The sequence below is a fragment of the Pseudomonas sp. GW821-FHT09C08 genome (assembly GCF_059418125.1).
Window position 1 is genome coordinate 580,044 of record NZ_JBWKPG010000004.1, and the last position, 25,404, is coordinate 605,447.

Genomic DNA, 25,404 nt, shown 5'->3' on the forward strand with positions numbered 1-25,404 from the left:
GTTTAACCGAATGATGGCAATTTGGATGAAATCCGACGTATGGCCTGGGCTTTTCGTACATCGTCGGTACAGGCGAAGGCTGTTAGAATCGCCAGTCGTTTTTTCCAGGAGTCTGCCCCCGTGATCACTTCCCGCCTGCGCACCTTGCGCGACCACATCCGTTGGGCTGTCAGCCGTTTCCATGGGGAAGACCTGTTTTTTGGCCATGGCACCGACAACGCCTGGGACGAAGCCCGGCAATTGGTGCTCGGCGCCTTGCACCTGCCGTGGGAAATCGCCGACAGCTACCTGGATTGCAATCTGGAAGAAGAGGAAATCTCCCACGTGCAGCGCTTGCTGCATCGACGCATCCACGAGCGCGTGCCTACCGCCTACCTGCTGAAAGAGGCCTGGTTCTGCGGTATGTCGTTTATCGTCGACGAGCGCGTGCTGATCCCGCGTTCACCGATTGGCGAACTGATCGAAAACCGCTTCGAACCCTGGCTGGCCCAGCCACCGGCGCGCATCCTCGACCTGTGCACCGGCTCCGGTTGCATCGGCATTGCCTGTGCCTACGAGTTCCAGGACGCCGAAGTAGTGCTGGGCGACTTGTCCTTCGAAGCGCTTGAGGTGGCGAACCAGAACATCGAGCGCCATGGTGTCGACGAGCGCGTCTACACCGTGCAGGGCGACGGCTTCGACGGCCTTCCGGGCCAGCGCTTCGACCTGATCGTGTCGAACCCACCGTATGTGGATGCCGAAGACTTCGCCGACATGCCGGACGAATACCAGCACGAACCGGAGCTGGGCCTGGCCTGTGGCGATGATGGCTTGAACCTGGTGCGGCGCATGCTGGCCGAAGCGGCAGACCACCTGACCGAGAAGGGCTTGTTGATTGTCGAAGTGGGCAACAGCCAGGTGCACGTCGAGGCGCTGTATCCGGAAGTGGACTTCGCCTGGCTGGAGTTCCAGCGCGGTGGCCACGGGGTGTTCATGTTGACGGCCGAGCAGTGCCGCCAGCATCAAGCGGTCTTTGCCGCTCGGGTGTGAAGCACGCCCTGTAGGCGCCCGGCGTGCCGGCGATGGCTCTCTTGAGGCCACCATCGCCGGCAAACCGGGCGCCTACAGTTGCATTACCGGTGAGTGGCAATCCAGATCAACAACCCCGCCTGAAACACGGTAAACGCCACCAGGCAAGTAATCGTGAAGCGCAAGCCGCTGTCTTCGCGCTTGAACTTGGTGACCTTTTCTTCTTCCTTGCGCAGCTTCACTTCCTGCTCCGCCAGGTTCTGCTCGGCCTGTTGCAGCATCTGCGCGGCTTCGAGAATTTCCACGAACTGCACTTTCTCGGTGTTCCAGCTGTCGAGCACGTCGCTGACCTTGCCCGGCTGCACGTTGCCCTTGAGGTGCTGCACATCGGCGTAAGCCACATCAAACCCCTGGATGCGCAGGAAGTGATCGCGGCGCAGGCGCGTGGATTCGTTGAGGGCGTCCTTGTTGGCCAGGTCGACGCCGTCGACGCGGTAGTGCGACCACTTCTTTTTCGCCCAGGCGGCGCCTTGGGCCACCAGGAAGCGACCGATGCCACGGTTGGCCGGTTCGATTTCCAGGCTGTTGCCCGGGCCGAAGTGCACGCGGTGCGTGTCATGGTCGACCCAGATATCCAGATGGTTCTGCTCACGGCGCACGCGCTGCCCCGGCAGCTGGATGACCATGCGCAACAGGCTGTGGCGTTTGTCGTGGCGCTCGGCATAGCCGAACTGCACGAACCGCAATGGCCGCACGCCTGTGGCGCGGTCGGTGGCCAGCGGCGCCAGGCGCAGCATCTTGAAATGCTCGGCCTGAACATCCGCCCACGGCAGGGGCGCAGCGTCGACGGCCTCGGTTTTTTCAGCCGGGGTGTCGGCGATTGGTTCCGGTGTTGCTTCAGTGGTTGTCATGCGGCGCGATCCTGTCCAAGCCCAGCGAGTCGACAGTCTTTTTGCTGTCGACTCAGGGCTTATCGGCCGGTTTCTGCAGGACTGGAGGCAAATTGTCGCTTAACGGGGTTGAAGTCCGTCGATAAAGCGCACCAGGCGGCTGCCCAACTCGGCGGCGAGCGGCAGTTGCGGGTCATTGTAGGAGGCCAATTGCTGCTTTACGTCATTCGGCACGATGCGCATGACGTGGTTCATGCCTTCGATCACCGTCAATTGCGCGTCGGGCTTGGCGTTTTTCAGTTGGCGGGCATCGTCGACGCCAACCTGGATGTCGTTGGTGCCCTGGATGATCAGCGCCGGCATGTTCAGCTTGGCGAAGGCCGCCGACGGGTCGGCGCGGAACAGGCTGATCAGATACGGCTGCACGCTGGGACGGAAAATACCCTCCAGCGGGCCAGGCACATCGGCATCCACCTGGCCGGCCTTGAGGTGATCAAGGATTTCATTGCTGCGCAGCAACAGGGCAGGTGGCAAGTGGTCGGCCAGTTGCTGGCGAATCACCTGGTCGACCGGCCGCGCGCTGCCGGACAGCGAGATCACCCCGGCCGGGTCCAGTTGCGGTGCCGCCAGGGCAGCCACCAATGCGCCTTCACTGTGGCCCAGCAGGATCAGCGGGCCCATGCGTTCATCGGCCTTGAGCTGCTTGCCCCAGGCCACGGCGTCCGCCACATAGGCATCCAGGGTCAGGTTGCGTTCATCCGGGGTGGCGGCCAGGCTCGCGGCCACACCGCGCTTGTCGTAGCGCACGCTGGCGATGTTGTGCCGCGCCAGCACCCAGGCCAGGCGCTTGAGGCTGTCGTTGCGTGCGCCGTCGGCACTGTTGCCGTTGCGGTCGGTGGGACCGGAGCCGGCGATGATCAACACCACCGGTACCGGCTTGTCGGATTTGGGCAACAGGAGCGAGCCAAACAGCTCGCCGCTGCCGGTGTCCAGGCTGATGGGCCGTTGCAGGACGACAGGGGAGGCGGCGAAGCCAAGGCTGGAAAACAGGGTGAGGGTCAAAAGCAGAACTCGCAGCATCATCGCGCCATCATTGGGAAGGTGCCGGTTGGACCAACGTCTACCGGTAAGGTTTCGAGGATGAACTAGTGAGTTAGCCTGCGTATACTGGCCGCCTTAAGTTATTACGGTTGACTTGATTCAACTGATTTCACGGAGCGCTCTGCATGTCCGGCAATACCTTCGGCAAGCTGTTCACTGTCACCACCGCGGGCGAAAGCCATGGCCCGGCGTTGGTCGCCATTGTCGACGGCTGCCCGCCTGGCCTCGAGCTGTCCCTGGAAGACTTGCAGCGTGACCTCGACCGCCGCAAGCCCGGCACCAGCCGCCACACCACCCAGCGCCAGGAGCCCGACGAAGTCGAGATCCTCTCCGGCGTGTTCGAAGGCCGCACCACCGGCTGCGCCATCGGCCTGCTGATTCGCAACACCGACCAGAAGTCCAAGGACTACTCGGCGATCAAGGACCTGTTCCGCCCGGCTCACGCCGACTACACCTACCATCACAAATACGGCGAGCGCGACTACCGTGGCGGTGGCCGCAGCTCGGCCCGCGAAACCGCCATGCGCGTGGCCGCCGGCGCGATCGCGAAGAAATACCTGGCGACCCAGGGCATCGTCATTCGTGGCTACATGAGCCAACTGGGCCCGATCGAGATTCCGTTCAAGACCTGGGACAGCGTCGAAGACAACGCCTTCTTCAGCCCCGACCCGGACAAGGTGCCGGAGCTGGAGGCCTATATGGACCAGTTGCGCCGCGACCAGGATTCCGTCGGCGCCAAGATCACGGTGGTCGCCGAAGGCGTCAAGCCGGGCCTGGGCGAGCCGATCTTCGACCGCCTCGATGCCGAGCTGGCCCACGCGTTGATGAGCATCAACGCGGTGAAAGGCGTGGAAATCGGCGCCGGTTTTGCCTGCGTGTCGCAGCGCGGCACCGAGCACCGTGATGAGCTGACCCCGGAAGGCTTCCTCAGCAACAACGCCGGCGGCATCCTCGGTGGTATTTCCTCCGGGCAGCCAATCGTTGCGCACCTGGCGCTCAAGGCCACGTCAAGCATCACCACGCCGGGCCGTTCGATCGATGTGCACGGCAACCCGGTGGATGTGATCACCAAGGGCCGCCACGACCCATGTGTCGGCATTCGCGCCACGCCGATTGCCGAGGCGATGATGGCCATCGTGCTGATGGACCACCTGCTGCGCAACCGTGGGCAAAACGCTGATGTACAGGTGACCACCCCGGTGCTGGGCCAGCTGTGACCGCCTGTAGGGGTGAGCGAGCTTGCCGTGGCAAGGGCGCTTGTTCTTGCCGGGCGGCGATGCAGCCCCGGTAATGACCCCAGCCCTCCCGTACTGGCGCCTCTCCAGCTTCTACCTGTTCTACTTCGCCCTGCTCGGGGCGACGGCGCCGTTCCTGGCGCTGTATTTCGATCATCTGGGGTTCTCCAGCGCGCGCATCGGCGAGCTGGTGGCCATCCCCATGCTGATGCGCTGCGTGGCACCCAACCTGTGGGGTTGGCTCGGCGACTACACCGGTCGGCGCCTGGCCATCGTGCGCTTTGGCGCGGTGTGTACGTTGGCGAGTTTTTCGCTGATCTTCGTCAGCCACACCTACGCCTGGCTGGCCCTGGTGATGGCACTGCATGCGTTCTTCTGGCACGCGGTGCTGCCGCAGTTTGAGGTGATCACCCTGGCGCACCTGCAAAAACAGACCTCGCGCTACAGCCAGATCCGCCTGTGGGGCTCCATCGGTTTTATCCTCACCGTGGTGATCATGGGCCGTCTGTTCGACTGGCTGAGCCTGGACATCTACCCGGTAGTCGTCGTGGTGATCATGGCCGGCATCATCGGTGCCAGCCTGTGGGTGCCGAATGCGCAACCCGCCAGCCACGGCAATCGCCTGGCCGGGGAGGGGTTCCTCAAGCAGTTACGCAGCCCTGGGGTACTGGCGTTTTATGCCTGCGTGGCGCTGATGCAAATGAGCCACGGCCCGTACTACACCTTCCTCACCCTGCACCTGGAACACTTGGGCTACAGCCGTGGCACGATCGGCATGCTGTGGGCGCTGGGAGTGGTGGCGGAGGTGCTGATGTTCCTCGGCATGAGCCGCATCCTCACGCGTTTTTCGCTGCGCCGGGTGCTGCTGGCCAGTTTTCTGCTGGCGGCCCTGCGCTGGTTGCTGCTGGGATCGTTTGCCGAGTACTTCTGGGTGCTGCTGCTGGCGCAGGTCATGCACGCCGCGACTTTCGGCAGCTTTCACGCGGCGGCCATCGCCTTTGTGCAACGCAGCTTCGGCGCTAGACAACAAGGCCAGGGCCAGGCGCTGTATGCCGCGCTGGCGGGTACCGGCGGCGCGTTGGGCGCGCTGTATTCCGGCTACAGTTGGAACCTGTTGGGGCCGACCCTGACTTTCAGCATCGCCAGCGTCGCGGCCCTGGCCGCCGCCGTTATCATCGGTCTTCGATTGCAAGAGCAGAACCAAGGAAACCCTCAATGAGCTATGTCGCCGTCTACCCCGTCACTTCACCGGATACCCCGAACAAGGTCCTGACCCATGCCGACGACATCGCCGCGACCCTCGCCGAGCACGGTGTGCGGTTCGAGCGCTGGCAGCCCGCGCCGATCGAGCAGGGGGCCAGCGACGCGCAAATGATCGCGGCGTACCAGGCGCAGATCGACGCCCTGGGCTACGAGCGCGTGGACGTGTTCAGCGTCACCGGCGACCACCCGCAAAAAGACTCACTGCGCGCGCAGTTCCTCGATGAGCGCCGTTACAGTGACGATGAAGTGCGCTTCTTTATCGCCGGCCAAGGCTTGTACACCCTGCACATTGGCGACTATGTGTACGCCATACGTTGCGAAAAGCATGACCTGCTGGTGATCCCGGCGGGTATTGCACACTGGTTTGATATTGGCGAGAACCCGCATCTGGTCACGCTGCGGCTGTTCAATAACGCTCAAGGCCAGGTACCCGCGTTCACGGGAGATGAGATCGCTCGACGTTTCCCCGGATTGGACGACTGATTGCGGCGAATTACAAACATCAACCCCGATGAGTTGTTAGTTGCTGTGGGAAGAAACTTAAATTCCTGTAAGGCCCGGCTGTTTGTTGCGGGCCCTACGCCTTAATACCATTCGTTATGTAACTCTCTGCGGCATCGATGTTTATATCACCTGTCAATAGGAGGAATCCGAATGCTGACAGGGCGTCCGCCAATAAAAGGGAGAGAACTTAATGATAGGCACAGAGGAATCGTCACCGTACTGCGTGCCCGATGCCGTCAGGCGGCGGCTGAGCTTGTCCGGCAAGCCCTTGACCCCCACCGAGTTGGAGATCCTGCGCTGGGCCGCGGAAGGCAAGACGGTCTGGGAGATCAGCCAGATACGCAATACGTCCGAAGCCACGGTGAAATTCCACTTGCGCAATATCTACGGCAAGTTGGAGGTCACCAACCGCGTGCAGGCGATGAACGAGGCTGCGCGACGAGGCCTGTGCTGAATCCATGAAAAAGGGCCGCAATGCTCAACGGCATTGCGGCCCTTTTTTTGGTTGCTTGCTCAGGCCGAATGGTAAGTCGGCAGGGCAAAACGGTTCTGGCTCTGCAGCATCGAGATCTGCGGCAACTCACTGGCTTGTTCGGCCAGGTCGCGGCGAATGGCGCTGATCACCCAGGTGAGTTGATCGGCGGTGTGCAGCTGCTGGTAGGAAATCGAACGCTTGACCTGTTTGCCTTCGCTGTTGCGCAGGGTCAACAGGATGCCGCCGTCGGGACGTGGCTGGGTGGTGACGTCGTAGTTGGAGAATACTGAAGCGAATTTATCTTGGATCAGGCTCATGTCTATCAGCTCCGTTGGCTCAAGTTGGCAAGCATGGAGTGATAGGTGCAGTGATTGTGCCAGCTACCGCATTTTAAAAATATCGTTGTAAATCAGTGGCTTATAAAAAAAGAGATTTTTCGTTTTCGTGCAATTTGCATGAATGGCCATCATGCATCCTGCATTTTGCGCTGCTCAACCCGGCGAATTGCGCGTGCCGTTATCCATAAAGACTGCCCGCACGCGGCTAAATTCCTTTTTTCAGCACGCGCCCCTCGGGATACAAAACTTTTCAAATCCCGCGTGTACAGCCAAAGAGAGGCTGACGTATTTTCCTTCAATGCATTCGGCCTTCTGCCTACAAGAGAGTCGGTGTTTCTGGATCATACGAAGAATAAGAAAAAGGACGTTCCTCCATGAGCCATCCGCAAAACGACATGATCACCTGGGGCATGATGCTGCGTAAGATGCCCGCCATCGTTCGAGCCCTGCCACGGGTGGTGCGCGGCATGCGTGCCGCCAACGTCACCGATCCCCAACAGCCCTGCGGACTGGGCTGGCACTTCGAGCAAGCGGCCCTGCGCAACCCCGACGGCGCGGCGCTGTTGTATGGCGACCGCGTGCTCAGCTACCTCGAAGCCAACCAGCGCGCCAACCGTATCGCCCATCACCTGCAGGCCGAGGGCATCGGCAAGGGCGACGTGGTGGCGCTGTTTATCGAAAACCGCCCGGAACTGCTGCTGAGTGTGCTGGCCGTGGCCAAGCTCGGCGGCATCTGCGCGATGCTCAATACCGCGCAGACTCAGGGTGCGCTGGTGCACAGCCTGAACCTGGTGAGTCCGGTGGCGGTGGTGGTGGGCGCTGAGCTGGTAGCAGCCTATGACGCAGTACGTGAGCAGGTGCAGATCGAGGCCCGGCGTACCTGGTTTGTCGCCGACCAGCAACCCGCCGCCGTGCCCGAGGGCTACCTCGACCTGCTGGCCGCGAGCGCCGAGTGCGCGGAGGACAACCCCGCCAGCACTGCACAGATCTTCTTCAACGACCCGTGCTTCTATATCTACACGTCCGGCACCACCGGCCTGCCCAAGGCCGGCATCATGAAGCACGGCCGCTGGACCAAGACCGCCGTGAGTTTCGGCAGCATCGCCCTGGACATGGGCCCGCAAGACGTCCTCTATTGCACGTTGCCGCTCTACCACGCCACCGGCCTGTGCGTGTGCTGGGGGTCGGCGATTATCGGCGCGTCGGGCTTTGCCATTCGCCGCAAATTCAGCGCCAGTCAATTCTGGGATGACGCGCGCAAGTTCAAGGCCACCACCCTCGGTTACGTGGGCGAGTTGTGCCGCTACCTGCTCGACCAGCCACCCAGCGGGCTCGATCGTGATAACCAGGTCACCAAGATGGTCGGCAACGGCCTGCGCCCCGGCGTGTGGGCGCAGTTCAAGGCGCGCTACGGCGTGGAGCATATCTGCGAGCTGTACGCGGCCAGCGACGGCAACATCGGTTTTACCAACGTGCTGAATTTCGACAACACCATCGGCTTCTGCCTGCAACACTGGGCGCTGGTGGACTACGCCCACGACAGCGGTGAGCCGATCCGGGGCGCTGATGGCTTCATGCGCAAGGTGCAAACCGGCGGGCAAGGCCTGTTGCTGGCGCGGATCGATGATAAATCGCCGTTCGACGGCTACACCGACCCGGAAAAGAACCGCAAGGTGATCCTCACCGACGTGTTCGAAAAGGGCGACCGCTACTTCAACACCGGCGATTTGTTGCGCAGCATCGGCTTCGGCCATGCGCAATTTGTCGATCGCCTGGGCGACACCTATCGCTGGAAAGGCGAAAACGTCTCCACCACCGAGGTCGAGAACGTCCTGCTGCAGCACCCGCAGATCGCCGAGGTGGTGGCCTATGGGGTCGAAATCGAAAACACCAATGGCCGTGCGGGCATGGTCGCTATCACTCCGAGCGAATCCCTGGCCTCACTGGACATGCGCGAGCTGCTGCAATTCGCCCATGGCCAACTGCCGCACTATGCGGTGCCACTGTTCCTGCGGATCAAGGTGAAGATGGAAACCACCGGCACCTTCAAGTATCAGAAAGTGCGGCTCAAGGAAGAGGCGTTTGACCCGGACAAGGCCGGCAATGACCCAGTGTACGCGTGGCTGCCGGGGTCCGACTGCTACGTGCCGGTGACCGGGCAATTACTCGCGCAGATCCAGGGTGGGCAGTTCCGCTATTGATTCTGCCTATGGGCGCTTTTGACAAAAAAGCCATGACAGCTGGGAACTCCGTCGCGACACTGGCGCCTATTCAGTACCAGACACGGAGTTCCCACATGTCAGACCACGCCAAACAAATGACCGAAGACGAAGCCGCCGAATTTGCCGAGCAAGTCTTCGACGTGGCCCGCAAGGGCGATGCCGCCATGCTCGCCGCGCTGCTGGCCAAGGGCTTGCCGGCGAATTTTCGTAACCACAACGGCGACACCTTGCTGATGCTGTCCGCGTACCACGGCCACGCCGAAGCGGTCAAAGTACTGCTGGAATTCAAGGCCGACCCGCTGATCGCGAATGACAAGAACCAGTTGCCGATTGCCGGTGCGGCGTTCAAGGGCAATCTGCCGGTGGTCAAGGCGCTGATCGAAGGCGGCACGCCGGTCGAAGCGGCATCCTCTGACGGCCGCACCGCGCTGATGATGGCGGCGATGTTCAATCGCGTGGAAATGGTCGACTACCTGCTCAGCCAGGGCGCCAACCCCAAGACCACCGACGCCCAGGGCGCTACGGCGCTGGCAGCGGCGCAGACCATGGGGGCCACGGATACGGCGGCGCAGTTGCAAAAACTGGTGTAGGCTGTGCGCCCTCGAAAACCAGCCCGCTACAGGATCACCCCATGAAAACCGCCCTCGTCGAACTCATCAGCAAAATCAGCGCCGGGGTCATGGGCGCAGACGAGGTGGCGCGCATCGCCGATGAAGCGGCCCAGGCCTACGCCGACCCGGTGGCCTTCCTGGCGGCCAACCCGGACATCAACTACGACGACACCTTCCCGATCCCGTTGGGCGAGTGGGTGGTGGTTGGCAGCCTGCCGGACACGGTGCTGTTCCAGGCCGATACCTATGGCGATCTGTTTGCGCAGATCGTCGCCTCGTTCGGCCCGGGTGTGGCGTTCAACCTCAAGCCCAAGCAGTTGGCCAAGACCGAGGACCTGACCGCGCTCAATCGTATCCAGATCCAGATGAGCGCCCTGAGCCCGGAAGATGGCGGCTATGTGCTGCTGGATTTCAGCCAATTGCTCGATGATGAAATCCAGGCCGTGCTGGTCTACGGCAATGACCTGCCGCGCGTGCTCGAGTTGTGCGCTGAAATCGGCATCAAGGCCGAGCCATCCCTGGAAGCGTTGAAAGTCGCCGTACACGTCTGAAATAAAACGGAACCCCGGCCAGGGCTGACTATCCTACAAGTGCATGCCCTCACTTAGGAGCGACACCATGGGTTCCACTTTCAACGGCCTGATCGGGCTGATCATCCTGGCGCTGGATATCTGGGCGATCATCAACGTGTTCAAAAGCGGCGCGAGCACCGGGGCCAAGGTGCTCTGGATCCTGCTGATCCTGTTGTTGCCGGTACTGGGCCTGATCATCTGGGCAATCGCCGGGCCCCGCGGCAACGTGCGGATCTAAGCGCCTCACTCCCTCTGGAGTAGGCACGATAAAGGTGGGAGCGGGCTTGCCCGCGAAAGGGGTTTGCCAGTCGCTGAAGAGGGTGACTGGTCCACCGCCTTCGCGAGCAAGCCCGCTCCCACATTTGGGGTGTATTTCAAGGTTGGAGCGAGTTGTACCGACCGCTCAAATGCCGTAGCACCCCGAATCCCAAGCCCGAGCAGCGATCAAAACTGTGGGAGCGGGCTTGCCCGCGAAAGCGGTGGGTCAGTCGCCGCAGAGGGTGGCTGGCCTGGCGCCTTCGCGAGCAAGCCCGCTCCCACATTTATGTTTCGAAATATTCTGCGCACACAATTTTCACATCCCATCCAAGACAATTCGCCCGCTCAAACCTCCCAGCCAAAGGCTCTATCTCAACTGCCATTAAAGGCGGGGCAGGGGTGCACGTTCAGTAATTAATAGCCTTGCCGGCTTTGATCGGGCACCATTTGCGCCACCGCGTTAACCGCCTACCCCAGCCAGCCTGGGCGAGGGACGGACGCCACTGCATTATTTCGCAACTTAAACTTCCAATGGGTCCTGAAACGACATGGCAAACCCGGACGCCCTGAGTCAGCAGCGAGCTTCTAATCGCCTGCTGCAACCGACCGTCAAATCCCATCTGGCTTACACGCTGCTCTGCGCACTGGTCATGATGGTGATGTTCTCGCTGCTGCGCCTGGCGCTGCTGGTGTACAACCGCGAGATGATCCTCGACACCCCGGCCTCGACCTTCCTCGAAGCCTTCGCCAACGGCCTGCGTCTGGACCTGCGCCTGGTGGTGTACCTGATCATCCCATTGCTGCTGGCGCTGTTCAGCGTACGGGCGATGGCGGCACGTGGGTTCTTCCGTTTCTGGCTGACCGTAGCGTCCAGCATCGCGCTGTTCCTGGGCCTGATGGAAATGGACTTCTACCGCGAGTTCCACCAGCGCCTCAACGGCCTGGTCTTCCAGTATGTGAAGGAAGACCCGAAAACCGTGATGAGCATGCTCTGGTACGGTTTCCCGGTGGTGCGCTACCTGCTGGCATGGGCCGTGGGCACGTTGATCCTGAGCATCGCGTTCAAGGGCGCCGACCGCGCCACTCGCCCGCGCGGCCCGTTCAGCGGTGGCAGCATCGGCACCCGCCAGGTCGCACCGTGGTACAGCCGCATCGCGGTGTTCGTGGTTTGCCTGCTGATCGCCGTGGTCGCCGCACGTGGCACCCTGCGCCAGGGCCCGCCGCTGCGTTGGGGTGATGTCTACACCACCGAATCGAACTTCGCCAACCAACTGGGCCTCAACGGCACCTTGTCGCTGATCGCGGCCGCGAAGTCGCGCTTCTCCGAAGACCGCTCGAACATCTGGAAGGCGACCCTGGATCAGCCACTGGCGACCCAGACCGTGCGTGACATGCTGGTGCTGCCGCAGGAAAAGCTGGTGGATGCCGACATCGCCGCCGTGCGCCGTGACTACACGCCACCGGCCGAGAAGACCCTGCCGATCAAGAACGTGGTCGTGATCCTGATGGAAAGCTTCGCCGGTCACTCGGTCGGCGCGCTGGGGCGTCCGGGCAACATCACGCCGTACTTCGACAAACTGTCCAAGGAAGGCCTGCTGTTCGACCGCTTCTTCTCCAACGGCACCCACACCCACCAGGGCATGTTCGCCACCATGGCGTGCTTCCCGAACCTGCCGGGCTTCGAATACCTGATGCAGACCCCGGAAGGCAGTCACAAGCTGTCGGGCCTGCCGCAGTTGCTCAGTGCGCGCAAGTTTGACGACGTGTATGTCTACAACGGCGACTTCGCCTGGGACAACCAGTCGGGTTTCTTCAGCAACCAGGGCATGACCAACTTCATCGGCCGCAATGACTTCGTCAACCCGGTGTTCTCCGACCCGACCTGGGGCGTGTCCGACCAGGACATGTTCAACCGTGGCCTGGAAGAGTTGAAAGCCCGCGAAGGCGGCAAGCCGTTCTACGCGCTGCTGCAAACCTTGTCCAACCACACCCCGTACGCATTGCCGACTCCGTTGCCGGTGGAGAAAGTCACTGACCGTGGCAGCCTCAACGAGCATTTGACGGCCATGCGTTACTCCGACTGGGCCCTGGGCCAGTTCTTTGAAAAGGCCCGCAAGGAGCCGTACTTCAAGGAAACCCTGTTCGTGATCGTCGGCGACCACGGTTTCGGCAACGAACAGCAAATCACCGAGATGGACCTGGGCCGCTTCAACGTGCCGATGCTGATGATTGCACCCGGCATGCAAGAGAAGTTCGGCGAGCGTGACCACACCGTGGGCACCCAGATCGACATCGTGCCGACCATCATGGGCCGTCTCGGTGGCGACACCCTGCACCAGTGCTGGGGCCGTGACCTGCTCAACCTGCCGGAAGGCGACAAGGGCTTCGGCGTGATCAAGCCGTCCGGCAGCGACCAGACGGTAGCCTTGGTCACCGCCGACCGGATCCTGGTATTGCCCAAGGAAATGCCGCCGAAACTGTGGGAATACGAACTCGGCGCCAACCCTACCGGCAAAGTGATCCCTGAATCGCCGGACGAGGCTGCACTCAAGCAGCGACTCGAGTCGTTCCTGCAAACCGCCACCAAGAGCCTGCTGGATAACACTGCCGGCGTGGTGAATGGTAAGCCGGACTAACTAACCGGCAATAAAAAAGAGGCCTTTTTCAAGGCCTCTTTTTTTTGCATCTTTTTTAATACCGGGTGGCGGTTATATCCGACCCAGCAGCAACAGCACCAACAGCACCACCAGCACTACACCGAGGATACCCGACGGGCCATAACCCCAGTTACGCGAGTGAGGGAACACTGGCAGACCACCGACCAGCAACAGGATCAGGATAATGATCAGAATGAGGCTCATAGTTTTTTTCCTTATAGGCCTTCTGCAAAGACCGGTTATTAAACGAGAGGCCCGTCATTTAAATTCGGACGCCTTAACAACTCCGACTGCACCACGACGGAGAAAATTCCGTGTTTTTTTAAAGCATTTCGCACACAGGCTTATTTCTTTTAATGCGTTCGCAACTGCAGCTCATAAGTTGAAAAAGATTGAACTTAGGCTATACGCCGGCATCCGACCCGGCCTGCGGTTTGCCTGGGGCATTCATCAATCTGATGGTGCGTGGGTGCGGGAAAAACCTTCGCTACACTGCCGGTCACTTCTTCTGTGAACCACAAGGCTACTTCCTATGCAAAATCGCATGATGATCACTGGCGCCGGGTCCGGCCTGGGTCGTGAAATCGCTCTGCGCTGGGCCCGTGAGGGTTGGCAGTTGGCCTTGTCGGACGTCAGTGAGCCGGGCTTGCAGGAAACCCTCAGGCTGGTGCGAGAGGCCGGTGGCGAGGGTTTTATCCAGCGCTGCGACGTGCGCGACTACAGCCAGCTCACCGCGTTTGCCCAGGCCTGCGAGGTGAAGCTGGGCGGCATTGATGTGATCGTCAACAATGCGGGCGTGGCCTCGGGTGGGTTCTTCGCCGAGCTGTCGCTGGAGGATTGGGATTGGCAGATCGCGATCAACCTGATGGGGGTGGTCAAGGGCTGCAAGGCGTTTCTGCCGCTGCTGGAAAAGAGCAAGGGCCGCATTATCAACATCGCGTCGATGGCGGCGTTGATGCAGGGCCCGGCCATGAGCAACTACAACGTGGCCAAGGCCGGTGTGGTGGCCTTGTCGGAGAGCCTGCTGGTGGAACTCAAGCAGCAAGAGGTCGGGGTGCACGTGGTGTGCCCGTCGTTCTTCCAGACCAACCTGTTGGATTCGTTCCGCGGACCGACCCCGGCAATGAAGGCGCAGGTGGGCAAGTTGCTCGAGAGTTCGCCGATCTCGGCAGCGGACATTGCCGACTACATCTACCAGCGGGTGGCGGCGGGCGAGTTCATGATCCTGCCCCATGAGCAGGGGCGGATGGCGTGGGCGTTGAAGCAGAAGAATCCGCAGTTGCTGTACGACGAGATGACAGTGATGGCCGACAAGATGCGCGCCAAGGCCCAGGGTCAAAGCGCCAAGGCTTGAACCCAGGCTGGCCGGTGAGGGTGCTGTCGAAGGCAATATTTCGTCAGGTCTGTCAGGCAAATTACCAACGTTTGTAGGTGCTGGCTGATTTGTTTGCAAGCCATTGATGGCGCCCATCCATGCGCGCATGGTCAAGGTCCTGAGACTCAAAAAGGACAACGACCATGCTGGTATTAAGCCGTACTGTCGACGAAATCATCTCCATCGGCGACACCATCGCCGTGCACATCCTTGAGGTGAACGGTAACCAGGTGAAATTCGGGGTAGAGGCACCGACCGGGGTGCATGTTCATCGTGCCGAGGTCTATCAGAAAATCCTCGAGCGCCAAGGCGCTGCCACCCATCCGGTGCTGGTGCCCAACCCCTGAATAACCTCGGTCAGTCGAACAGATGCTTGGGCACATCGTGCTTGAGCATCAACTGGCACTGCTCGCTTTCCGGGTCGAACACGATCAATGCCTGGCCCTTGGTCAGCGCCTGGCGCACGCGCAATACACGGGTTTCCAGGGGCGTGTCGTCGCCATTGTCGGTGCCGTCACGGGTGACGAAATCTTCGATGAGGCGGGTCAGGGTGTCGACTTCAAGCGCGTCGTAGGGAATCAGCATACAAGCCTCACATAGAGAATCCCGGCGATGCTACTGCGCCGGGACTCCAGTTGCCAGTCTTCAGGACTTGTTGCCCACCAGGCTGTCCACCGACGGCACGCGGGTATCGCTCTCCATCTGTGTTTCATGCTCGATCTGGTGACTGAACCGATCCAGTGAGCCCTGGGCCGGCTGGGCGTCGCTGGCGAACACGGGCGGGCTGAGGATGTAGGCGCTCAACAACCGGCTCAGGGCGGCGAGGCTGTCAATATGCGTGCGCTCGTAGCCATGGGTTGCATCGCAACCAAACGCCAGCAACGCGGTGCGGATGTCGTGGCCGGCGGTCACGGCCGAGTGAGCATCACTGAAGTAGTAGCGGAACAGGTCACGGCGCACCGGCAGTTCGTTGTCGGTTGCCAGTCGCAACAGGTGCCGCGACAGGTGATAGTCATACGGCCCGCCGGAATCCTGCATCGCCACGCTCACGGCATGCTCGCTGGAATGCTGGCCGGGGGCGACCGGGGCGATATCGATACCGACAAACTCGCTCACGTCCCAGGGCAGGGCAGCCGCGGCGCCGCTGCCGGTTTCCTCGGTGATGGTGAACAGCGGATGGCAGTCGATCAGCAACGGCTCGCCGCTGTCGACGATGGACTTGAGGGCCGCGAGCAGGGCGGCGACGCCGGCCTTGTCGTCCAGGTGACGTGCGCTGATATGCCCGCTCTCGGTGAACTCCGGCAGCGGGTCGAACGCCACATAGTCACCAATGCTGATGCCCAGGGAATCGCAGTCGGCGCGGGTCGCGCAGTAGGCGTCCAGGCGCAATTCGACGTGGTCCCAGCTCACTGGCATTTCATCCACGGCGGTGTTGAACGCATGCCCCGAGGCCATCAACGGCAGCACGCTGCCACGGATCACGCCGTTGTCGGTGAACAGGCTGACGCGGCTGCCTTCGGCAAAGCGGCTCGACCAGCAACCTACCGGCGCCAGGGTCAAGCGACCGTTGTCCTTGATCGCGCGCACGGCGGCGCCGATGGTATCCAGGTGTGCGGAGACGGCGCGGTCGGGGCTGTTTTTCTGGCCCTTGAGGGTGGCGCGAATGGTGCCGCGCCGGGTCATTTCAAACGGAATGCCGAGCTCTTCCAGGCGCTCGGCGACGTAGCGCACGATGGTGTCGGTAAACCCGGTCGGGCTGGGAATGGCGAGCATTTCCAGCAAGACTTTTTGCAGGTAATTGAGGTCCGGTTCGGGGATGGTTCGAGTCATGAAAACTCCTCGTGAGGTGAGCGCGCTATTGGAGCGAGCGGGCTGGTTGTGGCGTGGCGAGCGGGCTAATTGTGGTGAGCGAGTTAATTGTGGTGAGCGGGCTTGCCCCGCGTTGGGCTGCGAAGCGGCCCCAAAACCTGCCAGTCAGTTCTGGCTGGAAAAACGCGGCGCCTGGATGGGGGCTGCTTCGCAGCCCAACGCGGGGCAAGCCCGCTCGCCACAACAGTCCTGCTTGCCACAACAGTTCTGCCTGTCATGACAGCCCTGCCTGCCACAACAGTTCTGCCTGTCATGACAGCCCTGCTTGCCAAAACAGCCCTGCCTGCCAGACACAGCCTGCTTGCCACCACGCACATGCTCTCCACAACAGCCCGGCTCTCCACTGGGTTATTGAGCGGTCGGCTGGCTATGGGGAAACAACAAGTCCACAAACTTCTCCGCCGTCGGCTGCGGCTCATGGTTGGCCAGGCCGGCGCGTTCGTTGGCTTCGATAAATACATAGTCCGGTTGGTCTGCGGCGGGCACCATCAGGTCCAGGCCCACCATGGGGATGTCCAGGGCGCGGGCGGCGCGTACGGCGGCGTCGACCAGCGTGGGGTGCAGGATGGCGGTGACGTCTTCCAGGCAGCCGCCGGTGTGCAGGTTGGCGGTGCGGCGCACGGCCAGGGTCTGGCCCCGCGGCAGAATGCTGCTGTAGTCGTAGCCGGCCGCCTGCAGGGTGCGTTCGGTCTCGGCGTCCACGGGGATTTTGCTTTCGCCGTCGGTGGCCGCCTGGCGCCGCCGACTCTGGGCTTCGATCAATGCCCCGATGGAATGCTGGCCGTCGCCGGTGACTTCGGCAGGGCGGCGGATCGCGGCGGCGACCACCTCGAAGCCGATCACCAGGATGCGCAGGTCGAGGCCCTGGTGGAAACTTTCGAGCAACACGCGGCTGTCGAACTGGCGCGCCGCTTCGATGGCCTGCTGCACCTCTTCAATGGTCTGCAGATCCACTGCCACGCCTTGGCCTTGCTCACCATCCAGCGGCTTGACCACGATGCGCTGGTGTTCGTCGAGGAACTCCAGGTTGTCATCGGCGCTGCCCGCAAGTTGCTGCGATGGCAGTTTCAATCCGGCAGCTTTCAACACCTTGTGGGTCAGGCTTTTGTCCTGGCACAGGGTCATGCTGATCGCGCTGGTCAAATCGCTCAGTGACTCGCGGCAGCGCACGCGGCGTCCGCCATGGCTCAGGGTGAACAGGCCGGCATCGGCGTCATCCACCTGCACATCGATGCCGCGTCGGTGCGCCTCTTCGACGATGATCCGCGCGTAGGGGTTGAACCCCGCCTGCGGACCCGGGCCGAGGAACAACGGCTGGTTGATGCCGTTCTTGCGCTTGATCGCAAAGGTCGTCAGCGCGCGAAAGCCGAGCTTGGCGTAGAGGTTCTTGGCCTGGCGGTTATCGTGCAGCACCGACAGGTCGAGGTAACTCAAGCCACGGCTCATGAAGTGCTCGACCAGGTGGCGCACCAATACTTCGCCGACGCCAGGACGCGTACAGTGCGGGTCCACCGCCAGGCACCAGAGGCTGCAGCCGTTTTCCGGGTCGTGGAAGGCTTTCTGGTGATTGAGGCCCATCACACTGCCGATCACCGCGCCGCTGTCTTCATCCTCGGCCAACCAATACACCGGGCCACCTTGATGGCGCGGGGTCAGGCGCTCAGCGTCGACCGGCAACATGCCCCGCCCTTGATAGAGCTGGTTGACTGCCGCCCAGTCTGCCTCGGTCTGCACCCGGCGAATGCGGAAACCGCGAAACACCCGGGTGGCCGGACGATAGTCGCTGAACCACAGGCGCAGGGTGTCGGAGGGGTCGAGAAACAACTGCTGCGGATCGATCCCGAGGATCTGCTGCGGCGCCGCCACGTACAGGGCGATGTCGCGCTCACCAGGCTGCTCGTTGAGCAGTTCCTCGGCCAGGCTCGCGGGGTCGGGAAAGGTATGGCCGATCAACAGCCGGCCCCAGCCGCAATGCACGGCAATCGGCTCGGCGGCCAGCGGGCTGCCATCTTCGGCCAGTCGGGCTTGCAGGCGCTCGTAGGTTGGCGCCTGGCCCTTGAGCAAGCGTTGGCTGTAAGCCGCTGCATGGGGTTTCATCAATCAGATTCCTTGTTCGCTGAGCCACAGGTTCAGCGCCGCCAGTTGCCACAGCTTGGAGCCGCGCAGCGGGGTCAGTTGGCCTTGCGGATCGGTCAGCAGGCGGTCGAGCATGGCCGGATTGAACAGGCCACGGTCCTGGCTCGGGTCGAGCAGCAACTCGCGCACCCAGTTGAGGGTGTCGCCTTGCAAATGCTTGAGGCCGGGGACCGGGAAGTAACCTTTCTTGCGGTCGATGACTTCGCTCGGGATCACCCGGCGCGCCGCTTCCTTCAACACTTGCTTGCCGCCGTCGGGCAGCTTGAATTTGCCTGGCACGCGGGCCGACAGTTCCACCAGGCGGTAGTCCAGGAACGGCGTACGCGCTTCCAGGCCCCAGGCCATGGTCATGTTGTCGACGCGTTTGACCGGGTCGTCCACCAGCATCACGGTGCTGTCCAGGCGCAGCGCCTTGTCCACGGCCGCATCGGCACCGGGCATGGCGAAATGTTCGCGCACGAAGTCACCGGCGGCGTCGTTGGCGGTCAGCCATTTCGGCCCGACGGTGGCGGCGTAGTCGTCATAGCTGCGGTCAAAGAATGCTTCGCGGTAGGCCGCATACGGATCGCTGGCGCCATCGACCTGCGGGTACCAGTGGTAACCCGCGAACAGCTCGTCGGCACCCTGGCCGCTCTGCACCACCTTGCAATGCTTGGCTACTTCCCGCGACAGCAGGTAGAAGGCGATGCAGTCGTGGCTGACCATCGGCTCGCTCATGGCGCGGAAGGCCGCCGGCAATTGTTCGATGATCTCGCTTTCGGCGATGCGCAACTGATGGTGGCGCGTGCCGTAGTGCTTGGCGATCAGGTCCGAGTACTGGAATTCGTCGCCACGCTCGCCGCCGGCGTCTTCAAACCCGATGGAGAAGGTCGACAGGTCCTGCACGCCCACTTCACGCAGCAGGCCGACGAGCATGCTCGAGTCGACGCCGCCGGACAGCAGCACACCGACATCCACGGCGGCGCGTTGACGAATCGCCACGGCTTCGCGGGTGCTGTCGAGTACGCGGTCGGTCCAGTCTTCGAGGGTGAGGTTGCGCTCATCCTCGTGCGGGCCGTAGGGCAGGGTCCACCAGGTTTTCTGCTCGGTGGTGCCGTCGGCGTCGATGCGCATCCAGCTGGCCGGCGGCAGTTTTTCGATACCTGCCAGCAAGGTGCGTGGTGCAGGCACCACGGCGTGGAAGTTCAGGTAATGGTTGAGCGCCACCGGATCGAGGATCGGGTTGATATCGCCGCCCTTGAGCAGCGCCGGCAAGGCCGAGGCGAAGCGCAAACGCTGGCCGGTACGCGACAGGTACAACGGCTTGACGCCGAGACGGTCGCGGGCGATGAACAGGCGCTGGGCATCGCGCTCCCAGATGGCGAATGCAAACATGCCATTGAGCTTGGGCAGCAGGGCCTCGCCCCAGGCGTGATAGCCCTTGAGCAGCACTTCGGTGTCGCCACCGGAGTAGAAGGCGTAGCCGAGGGCTTCAAGCTCCTGGCGCAATTCCGGGAAGTTATAGATCGCGCCGTTGAACGCCAGGGACAGGCCCAGTTGGGCGTCGACCATCGGTTGGGCGGAGCCGTCCGACAGGTCCATGATTTTCAGGCGTCGATGGCCCAGGGCAATCGGCCCTTGGGCATGGAAGCCCCACGCGTCAGGTCCGCGTGGCGCCAAGTGATGGGTGATTCGTTCCACCGCTGCCAGGTCGGCAGGTTGGTGATCGAAACGCAATTCTCCAGCTAATCCGCACATAGAGTCCTTACCGGTTTTTCCGTTGGGGAGGGATAGAAATGCACGCGCCAATACAGCGGGTACCTAGGGACTGACCCCACGCCCATGTGCGGAGTTTTAGATCAATAAGTTATATGGCAAACGGCCGCCCCTGCCTGCGAAGTGCCCCCCGGCCCGCGTGGCGTGGGCCAACGTGGCGGTAACCAGATCACGTTCAGGTACAAAAACCAGGGCGCTCCAGTGCTTGAACGCGCAACTATTTGAACCCTTTGGCGAGGAGGGTGGGCTTATCGTGCTGCGTCATTGTTCAACGCAATGAAGGAACGTTGTTAATGACGCAAACAGTTGATTTGAGCCAGGCCGTCGCGCCTGTGACTCAGGATGAAACGATGGCCGCGCTGCTGGGAGTCACCGGCGACCTGGACAAGGCGCAAGTGCTGTATGAGCAACTGCCGGCCTGGTTGGTCAAGGCTGATGCCGAGGTGCTGCACGGCATCGAGCGGGCGCATGCGCTGAGTGAACGGCCGCGGGAAAAACTGCAGCGGCTGCTGCGCCGCCTCAAGCCCCTGGATCAGTTTTGCCGCGAACGGCTCGGCGCCTTCCTGGCGAGCAAAGGCCTGGCTGGACTGGACATCGATAATGACACCCTGGATCTGCCCCGGCGTTCATTCAGCGGTGTGAGTGCAGACCTTGGCGGCATGCTGATCGAGACCATCAACCTGGAGCGGCACAGCCTGTTGCAGGCCGCCATGCAGAACTTTTCCGACGCCTCGGCCGCGGTGGGCGGGCTACCGATCAACGCGGTCGTGCGTATCGGGCCAAAGCGCGCGATTGCGCAACACCCCACCGCGCATACCTTTGTCGGTTACTGTCGCGAGTTGAACCTGGGCGCGGCTTATCAGGCGCATATCCGTGAAGTGTTCAACCTGCCTGCTCCCGGTGAGGGTCAACTGGACATTGGACGGGGCTATAACCCGGCGGTCAGCGAGGTTGGCCAGCCTCGCTGCCTGGACATGCAGATCGACCTGCATGTGGCCTATGGCAAGGGCGATATCGACGCCCCCACCCGTGCGTTGTTGCTCGACGTGGTCAGGCTCGACCTGCCAGCCGCTGAGGTTCCAAACGTGTGGTTCAACCGCCAACCGTTGACCTGGCAGGGCTTGAACATAGACGGGGCTTGCCTGTGGGGCGTGCTGGTGTTTTCCAGCACGGCGGCCGAGGGTCTTTCCCGCGGACCGATCGTGGTGTACATGCCCAATGAGCCGGTGCGCCCGTGGTACCGCTATGAGTCCCTGGAGCAGTTCAAGGTCTACCTGACGCTCAAACTCCAGGTCGGCTCCTATCGCACGTTTTTCACCGGCTATCTGGATGAGTCCGAGCGCTTCGATTTTTTTCAGCGCTTTGACCAGAACAAAACGTTGATACGGGTGGAGCCGCTGGCGGTAACCAGCAATGTGTCGACGTTTTTTTTCAATGCCTGTGTCGGCAAGATACGCCTCGATGCCCTGGTACTGGCGGTGCCCAACGCCCAGGCCGATGACGATGCGCGCAAGGAGCGCGTCCAGAATTACCTGGATATCGGCCTGACCCTGCTGAATGTCGCGGGGTTGATGGTGCCGGTCATCGGGCAACTGATGATGGGCGTGGCGGTCGGGCAGATTCTTGGGGAGGTCTTCGATGGGGTGGACGATTGGGTCCACCAAGACAAGCACGAAGCGCTCAGGCACCTGACCAACGTCGCTGAAAACCTGGCCGCCATGGCCTTGTTCGCGGCGGGGACGAGCGTGATGGGGCGGCTGTGGCGATCTACCCCTGCCACGTCGCGGCTGTACGAGAAAGTCGAAGGTGTGCGCATGCCGGACCAATCCACGCGGTTATGGCGTACCCGTCCCGAGCCCTATCAGCAGTCCCTGTCGCTGCACGGCCGGGTTGCCGGTCCGCGAGGGGTGTATCAGGTCGACGGCCAGTCCTACGTGAATATCGACGGTGCGGTGTATTCGATCACCTTCGATGCCCGTACCGGCCGTTGGAGAGCCCTGCACCCGCGACGTGCCTCGGCGTATCAGCCGCCGGTGAGCCACAACTTCCAGGGCGGCTGGCAGTTCTCGTTCGAGCGTCCCTATGAGTGGGAAAGTGTCGAATACATCCTGGGGCGGCTCGACCCGAGCCTGAAGTCCTTTACCCCGGAACAATTGCGCCAAATCGCCGCCATCACCGATATGAACTTGCCCCGCCTGCAGCAACTGGCCAGGGACAACCTGCCATTGCCGGAACGGTTGCGCGATTGTGCGCAGCGCATGCGGCAGAACCAGAGTATTCGCGACCTGATCTGGCAAATGGACCATCAAGCCCCCCTCGACGCGACGACCTCCCACGTGCAGATGCAGGCGCTGCCGTTGATGGACGGCTGGCCCAAAGGGCGGTTTTTCGAACTGCTGGACGACGAAGGCTATGTGCTTGAGCGTCACCCTGACACTGCGCCTTTCGACTACGAAGACCTGAGCATCCACCTGACCACGCAGCAACTGAAAAGCGGGCAGATCCTGCCGACATTGCTGGCCGCCCTGGACGATGAAGAAAAGGTGACACTGCTGGGCGGCGCCTTTCAGCCAGGCGAGGCGCAAGCGATCCTGGCGCGGCGCCTCGCAGCATCGCTCAAGCAGCAACATCGAGCGGTGTATGAACGGCTGCGAGCGCATGCCGACTTCACCGAGCAGGCGGATCATGGGTTGCTCAAGGACCGTCATCCGCAGTTGCCTATTCGGCTCGCCTGGGAAGTCATGAGTGAAGCCTCCACCGCCGAGCGCCTGCGCTTGCGTCATACCCGGCGCGTGCCGCTGCGCCTGCGCCAATGGGCGCGCGCGACCGAGGAGGCGCTGGACGAAGACGAGGCCCTGATGGGCCTGTACGTACCGGAGGTGGCCACCGATGCCACCCGCCGCATCGCCACCGGCCTGCTGCGCGTGGTGCCGGGCTGGCCCGAGGACCTGGTGCTGCAAGTGCGCCGTGAGCGCTTGCGGGGCGATATTCTCGCCCAGGTGGGCGATACAGAGGCCGCCGCCACGCGTGTGCTGGTTCAGTCGGCGAAGGGCTTTCGCGCCCACGATGGGCAGGGGGTGTCGCTGGGGGCGCTGGCCGGTGGTCCGGAAGGGTTTTACACGGCCCTGCTCGACTGTCTGTCCGCCGAGCACATCGAGGCAATGGGACTCGACGGAAACGAAATGGCCAGTCGCCTGCGCCACACCCTTATCGGTAAGGCTGAGGATGAGCGCAGCCGGATGGCCCGTTACCTGTGGCCGGAACGAGCGCTGCCTGAGGAACCGGCCCTGTCGTGCGTGCAGGCCACGCCGATGGGGTGGCAGCAATATCCCCATGGCCTGATGCGCAAGGTCAGAAAGCTCTACCCCTTGTTTGATGACTCGCGCATCGCGACTTTCCTGCAAGCCCTGGGCTCCGATCACCTGTCCCGCGCCAAAGCCGTGCGTGCCCTTGAAGAACAATATGAGGCGTTGCATCGGGCCCTGAAGCTGTGGACCAAGGACAAGGTCGCACAATCCGACCAGGCCCTGCTTGACCTGCGCCTGGCGCGCCATCAGGCCGCAGAAGCGATCAAGCGCAGTTGGCAATACGCGACGTTGAGTCGGGATGTGGCGGCTCGCCAGGTCCCGATCCTGAATCTTGACGGCATGGCCGTTGGCGCCTTGCCGACCCTGCCGCCAGGTGTCCATTTCGGGCATGTCCGGCAGTTGTCGTTGAAGCGGATGGGGCTCAACGACGACGTCGGGTATTTCCTCAAGCACTTCAAGGGCCTGAATTTCCTCGAACTGACGGGTAACCGCATCACGCGGCTGCCGGAAGTGCTCCAGCAAATGAAGCAGCTCAGTCACTTGTACCTGGACCACAATCAACTGCAACTGACCGAGTACACCCGCACCAAACTCGCCGACCTCAAGGCGCTGCAAGTGCTGAACCTGAACGACAACCCGCTGCTGGACTCACCGGTGGTCTACAAGATGCTCGATCTGCAGACCCTGGCCTTGCGCAATTGCCGGCTGACAAGCCTGCCGACCGGCATTATGCGCATTCCCCACCTGAACCGACTCGACCTGCGCGCCAACGATATCGTCAGCTTGCCGCCGTGGTTGTTCGACACCGAGCAGCGCAAGCCCGAGAACATCCACCTGGAGCAAAACCCGCTGGATGCCGGCACCCGCCAGCTACTGAACCATTACCGCGACGAGACGGGGGTGGGCATGGGTTTTTTTGAAGATGACATTGGCCGGTTACACGAACAGCGGGCCAAGGCCCTGTGGCTGGGGGATGAACGGCTGGCGGGGCACGCGCAGCAAGCCGAGATCTGGCTGGGGCTTCGCGATGAGCCGGCTTGCGACGGACTGTTCAAGCTGCTGGCAGGGCTGAGTGATACCGCAGACAGCGTGCACGTGCGAGAGGACCTGCACCGGCGCGTCTGGAACGTGTTGGAAGCGATGGCAGAGGATGTCGAGTTGCGCGGCCAAGTGTTCGAGCTCGCCGCCACGCCGTTGAACTGTGATGACAGCGCCGCCGACAGTTTCAGTAATGTGGAGGTACTGGTTCTGGTCCGCAAAGCCGTGCGACAGGTCGAAACGGGCGAGGCGCAGACGCGGCCGCTGCTGCGCTTGGGCAGGGGCTTGTTTCGTCTCGATCGGCTGGCGTCCATCGCCCGTCGCCATAGTGTCGCGCATCCGACGGTCGACCCGCTGGAGGTCAGCCTGGCTTATCGGACTGGCCTGGTCGAGCGCCTGCACTTGCCGGGGCAGCCTCGCCACATGCGCTATGCCAGCCTCGGCGGGGTCACCCAGAACATGCTCAGAATGGCCGAAGCGCAGGTCAAGGAGGCTGAGCTTTCGCCGCTGCTTCTGAAGTACCTGGCGAATCTGCCGTGGTGGCAAAACTACTTGAAAAAGACCCAGAGCGGCTCGTTTGAAACCTTGAACGAACCATTCATCAGCCGCTCGGACACGCTGTTCGAGCAGCGTGAAGCCCTGGATGACGCCACCTACAAAAACCGTATCGATCAGATCAGTGACGACCGGCAACGGGCGGAGTCCGCCGAGCTTGAACGCCTGACCCAGGAGGCGTTGAGGCTGGATGACCTGGGTGGCTGTGCATTGCCAACGGTGCACTGAGCCTGC

21 protein-coding genes are annotated in these 25,404 nt (G+C 62.1%); 13 read left to right on the top strand and 8 right to left on the bottom strand.

Translation table 11 applies throughout. The features are described 5' to 3' along the window. Positions 1-120: 120 nt before the first annotated feature. Complete coding sequence (gene prmB, locus AC07OJ_RS17290) at positions 121-1,029, top strand: 50S ribosomal protein L3 N(5)-glutamine methyltransferase (protein ID WP_065903369.1); 909 nt, start codon at positions 121-123, stop codon at positions 1,027-1,029. An 83-nt stretch (positions 1,030-1,112) separates the two neighbouring features. On the opposite strand, the gene AC07OJ_RS17295 is transcribed toward prmB, so the two are convergent. Beyond that, positions 1,113-1,919 carry a hypothetical protein gene (locus AC07OJ_RS17295; protein WP_065903367.1) on the bottom strand — a complete coding sequence of 269 codons (807 nt, stop codon included), beginning with the start codon at positions 1,917-1,919 and terminating at the stop codon, positions 1,113-1,115. A 99-nt stretch (positions 1,920-2,018) separates the two neighbouring features. Further along, positions 2,019-2,981: an alpha/beta hydrolase gene (locus tag AC07OJ_RS17300; protein WP_065903365.1), complete on the bottom strand. Its 963-nt coding sequence runs from the start codon at positions 2,979-2,981 to the stop codon at positions 2,019-2,021. A 143-nt stretch (positions 2,982-3,124) separates the two neighbouring features. On the opposite strand from AC07OJ_RS17300, the gene aroC reads away from it, so the two are divergent. The 4 genes from aroC to AC07OJ_RS17320 all read left to right on the top strand — a co-directional run bounded on the left by aroC (position 3,125) and on the right by AC07OJ_RS17320 (position 6,455). Then, positions 3,125-4,216 (top strand): chorismate synthase, encoded by a 1,092-nt coding sequence (aroC, locus tag AC07OJ_RS17305; RefSeq protein ID WP_106803068.1) that lies wholly within the window; start codon positions 3,125-3,127, stop codon positions 4,214-4,216. A gap of 73 nt (positions 4,217-4,289) precedes the next feature. Next, complete coding sequence (locus AC07OJ_RS17310; protein ID WP_120449291.1) at positions 4,290-5,453, top strand: MFS transporter; 1,164 nt, start codon at positions 4,290-4,292, stop codon at positions 5,451-5,453. Next, complete coding sequence (locus tag AC07OJ_RS17315; RefSeq protein ID WP_315419977.1) at positions 5,450-5,980, top strand: acireductone dioxygenase; 531 nt, start codon at positions 5,450-5,452, stop codon at positions 5,978-5,980. The genes AC07OJ_RS17310 and AC07OJ_RS17315 overlap by 4 nt, the downstream gene beginning before the upstream one ends. Positions 5,981-6,191: 211 nt before the next feature. Continuing rightward, the gene (locus AC07OJ_RS17320; protein WP_065903357.1) at positions 6,192-6,455 is read left to right on the top strand and encodes a response regulator transcription factor; all 264 of its coding nucleotides are present in this window, start codon (positions 6,192-6,194) and stop codon (positions 6,453-6,455) included. Positions 6,456-6,514: 59 nt separating this feature from the next. Here AC07OJ_RS17320 and AC07OJ_RS17325 read toward each other — a convergent pair whose 3' ends face one another. Then, positions 6,515-6,793 carry a DUF3509 domain-containing protein gene (locus AC07OJ_RS17325; protein ID WP_003172952.1) on the bottom strand — a complete coding sequence of 93 codons (279 nt, stop codon included), beginning with the start codon at positions 6,791-6,793 and terminating at the stop codon, positions 6,515-6,517. Between the two features lie 395 nt (positions 6,794-7,188). Between AC07OJ_RS17325 and AC07OJ_RS17330 the strand changes: the two genes are divergently transcribed. The 5 genes from AC07OJ_RS17330 (at position 7,189) to AC07OJ_RS17350 (ending at position 13,113) form a co-directional block, all read left to right on the top strand. After that, positions 7,189-9,015 carry a long-chain-acyl-CoA synthetase gene (locus AC07OJ_RS17330; RefSeq protein ID WP_495094859.1) on the top strand — a complete coding sequence of 609 codons (1,827 nt, stop codon included), beginning with the start codon at positions 7,189-7,191 and terminating at the stop codon, positions 9,013-9,015. Between the two features lie 95 nt (positions 9,016-9,110). Further along, positions 9,111-9,626: an ankyrin repeat domain-containing protein gene (locus tag AC07OJ_RS17335; RefSeq protein ID WP_065903353.1), complete on the top strand. Its 516-nt coding sequence runs from the start codon at positions 9,111-9,113 to the stop codon at positions 9,624-9,626. Positions 9,627-9,667: 41 nt separating this feature from the next. Further along, entirely contained in the window at positions 9,668-10,198 is a 531-nt protein-coding gene (locus AC07OJ_RS17340) for a hypothetical protein (protein ID WP_106803072.1), read from the top strand. Between the two features lie 67 nt (positions 10,199-10,265). Next, positions 10,266-10,457, top strand: coding sequence for a PLDc N-terminal domain-containing protein (locus AC07OJ_RS17345; protein ID WP_003172956.1), 192 nt, complete (start codon positions 10,266-10,268; stop codon positions 10,455-10,457). A gap of 568 nt (positions 10,458-11,025) precedes the next feature. Next, positions 11,026-13,113, top strand: a complete 2,088-nt coding sequence (locus tag AC07OJ_RS17350) for an LTA synthase family protein (RefSeq protein ID WP_065904285.1) — start codon at positions 11,026-11,028, stop codon at positions 13,111-13,113. A gap of 72 nt (positions 13,114-13,185) precedes the next feature. Here the strand turns inward: AC07OJ_RS17350 and AC07OJ_RS17355 are convergent, their stop codons facing one another. Then, positions 13,186-13,338, bottom strand: a complete 153-nt coding sequence (locus tag AC07OJ_RS17355) for a DUF3309 family protein (RefSeq protein ID WP_015885095.1) — start codon at positions 13,336-13,338, stop codon at positions 13,186-13,188. Positions 13,339-13,666: 328 nt separating this feature from the next. Here AC07OJ_RS17355 and AC07OJ_RS17360 point away from each other — a divergent pair, with 328 nt between their 5' ends. Together AC07OJ_RS17360 and csrA are read left to right on the top strand one after the other, a co-directional pair. Continuing rightward, a complete protein-coding gene (locus AC07OJ_RS17360) occupies positions 13,667-14,488 on the top strand; it encodes an SDR family oxidoreductase (RefSeq protein WP_065904286.1) in 822 nt (273 codons plus the stop codon). Positions 14,489-14,652: 164 nt separating this feature from the next. Continuing rightward, positions 14,653-14,856: a carbon storage regulator CsrA gene (csrA, locus tag AC07OJ_RS17365; protein ID WP_120449285.1), complete on the top strand. Its 204-nt coding sequence runs from the start codon at positions 14,653-14,655 to the stop codon at positions 14,854-14,856. Between the two features lie 10 nt (positions 14,857-14,866). Here the strand turns inward: csrA and AC07OJ_RS17370 are convergent, their stop codons facing one another. From AC07OJ_RS17370 to AC07OJ_RS17385, 4 genes are all read right to left on the bottom strand, one after another. Continuing rightward, positions 14,867-15,094 carry a YheU family protein gene (locus AC07OJ_RS17370; protein WP_003192759.1) on the bottom strand — a complete coding sequence of 76 codons (228 nt, stop codon included), beginning with the start codon at positions 15,092-15,094 and terminating at the stop codon, positions 14,867-14,869. 60 nt (positions 15,095-15,154) lie between these two features. Next, complete coding sequence (locus AC07OJ_RS17375) at positions 15,155-16,339, bottom strand: osmoprotectant NAGGN system M42 family peptidase (RefSeq protein ID WP_495094860.1); 1,185 nt, start codon at positions 16,337-16,339, stop codon at positions 15,155-15,157. 387 nt (positions 16,340-16,726) lie between these two features. After that, entirely contained in the window at positions 16,727-18,475 is a 1,749-nt protein-coding gene (gene ngg, locus AC07OJ_RS17380) for an N-acetylglutaminylglutamine synthetase (protein WP_065904291.1), read from the bottom strand. Positions 18,476-18,478: 3 nt separating this feature from the next. After that, positions 18,479-20,251 carry an N-acetylglutaminylglutamine amidotransferase gene (locus AC07OJ_RS17385; RefSeq protein ID WP_495094861.1) on the bottom strand — a complete coding sequence of 591 codons (1,773 nt, stop codon included), beginning with the start codon at positions 20,249-20,251 and terminating at the stop codon, positions 18,479-18,481. A gap of 311 nt (positions 20,252-20,562) precedes the next feature. On the opposite strand from AC07OJ_RS17385, the gene AC07OJ_RS17390 reads away from it, so the two are divergent. After that, positions 20,563-25,398 (top strand): NEL-type E3 ubiquitin ligase domain-containing protein, encoded by a 4,836-nt coding sequence (locus AC07OJ_RS17390; RefSeq protein ID WP_495094862.1) that lies wholly within the window; start codon positions 20,563-20,565, stop codon positions 25,396-25,398. The last annotated feature ends 6 nt before the right edge of the window (positions 25,399-25,404 follow it).

What these genes read in the sequence shown, in the direction of transcription:
- AC07OJ_RS17320 (WP_065903357.1), top strand. Translation starts at nt 6,192, where the DNA reads ATGATAGGCACAGAGGAATCGTCACCGTACTGCGTGCCCGATGCCGTC.
- AC07OJ_RS17340 (WP_106803072.1), top strand. Translation starts at nt 9,668, where the DNA reads ATGAAAACCGCCCTCGTCGAACTCATCAGCAAAATCAGCGCCGGGGTC.
- ngg (WP_065904291.1), bottom strand. Translation starts at nt 18,475, where the DNA reads ATGAAACCCCATGCAGCGGCTTACAGCCAACGCTTGCTCAAGGGCCAG.
- AC07OJ_RS17315 (WP_315419977.1), top strand. Translation starts at nt 5,450, where the DNA reads ATGAGCTATGTCGCCGTCTACCCCGTCACTTCACCGGATACCCCGAAC.
- AC07OJ_RS17375 (WP_495094860.1), bottom strand. Translation starts at nt 16,339, where the DNA reads ATGACTCGAACCATCCCCGAACCGGACCTCAATTACCTGCAAAAAGTC.
- AC07OJ_RS17385 (WP_495094861.1), bottom strand. Translation starts at nt 20,251, where the DNA reads ATGTGCGGATTAGCTGGAGAATTGCGTTTCGATCACCAACCTGCCGAC.
- AC07OJ_RS17360 (WP_065904286.1), top strand. Translation starts at nt 13,667, where the DNA reads ATGCAAAATCGCATGATGATCACTGGCGCCGGGTCCGGCCTGGGTCGT.
- csrA (WP_120449285.1), top strand. Translation starts at nt 14,653, where the DNA reads ATGCTGGTATTAAGCCGTACTGTCGACGAAATCATCTCCATCGGCGAC.
- AC07OJ_RS17345 (WP_003172956.1), top strand. Translation starts at nt 10,266, where the DNA reads ATGGGTTCCACTTTCAACGGCCTGATCGGGCTGATCATCCTGGCGCTG.
- AC07OJ_RS17390 (WP_495094862.1), top strand. Translation starts at nt 20,563, where the DNA reads ATGACGCAAACAGTTGATTTGAGCCAGGCCGTCGCGCCTGTGACTCAG.
- AC07OJ_RS17300 (WP_065903365.1), bottom strand. Translation starts at nt 2,981, where the DNA reads ATGATGCTGCGAGTTCTGCTTTTGACCCTCACCCTGTTTTCCAGCCTT.
- aroC (WP_106803068.1), top strand. Translation starts at nt 3,125, where the DNA reads ATGTCCGGCAATACCTTCGGCAAGCTGTTCACTGTCACCACCGCGGGC.
- AC07OJ_RS17325 (WP_003172952.1), bottom strand. Translation starts at nt 6,793, where the DNA reads ATGAGCCTGATCCAAGATAAATTCGCTTCAGTATTCTCCAACTACGAC.
- AC07OJ_RS17310 (WP_120449291.1), top strand. Translation starts at nt 4,290, where the DNA reads ATGACCCCAGCCCTCCCGTACTGGCGCCTCTCCAGCTTCTACCTGTTC.
- AC07OJ_RS17370 (WP_003192759.1), bottom strand. Translation starts at nt 15,094, where the DNA reads ATGCTGATTCCCTACGACGCGCTTGAAGTCGACACCCTGACCCGCCTC.
- AC07OJ_RS17355 (WP_015885095.1), bottom strand. Translation starts at nt 13,338, where the DNA reads ATGAGCCTCATTCTGATCATTATCCTGATCCTGTTGCTGGTCGGTGGT.
- AC07OJ_RS17335 (WP_065903353.1), top strand. Translation starts at nt 9,111, where the DNA reads ATGTCAGACCACGCCAAACAAATGACCGAAGACGAAGCCGCCGAATTT.
- AC07OJ_RS17350 (WP_065904285.1), top strand. Translation starts at nt 11,026, where the DNA reads ATGGCAAACCCGGACGCCCTGAGTCAGCAGCGAGCTTCTAATCGCCTG.
- AC07OJ_RS17330 (WP_495094859.1), top strand. Translation starts at nt 7,189, where the DNA reads ATGAGCCATCCGCAAAACGACATGATCACCTGGGGCATGATGCTGCGT.
- AC07OJ_RS17295 (WP_065903367.1), bottom strand. Translation starts at nt 1,919, where the DNA reads ATGACAACCACTGAAGCAACACCGGAACCAATCGCCGACACCCCGGCT.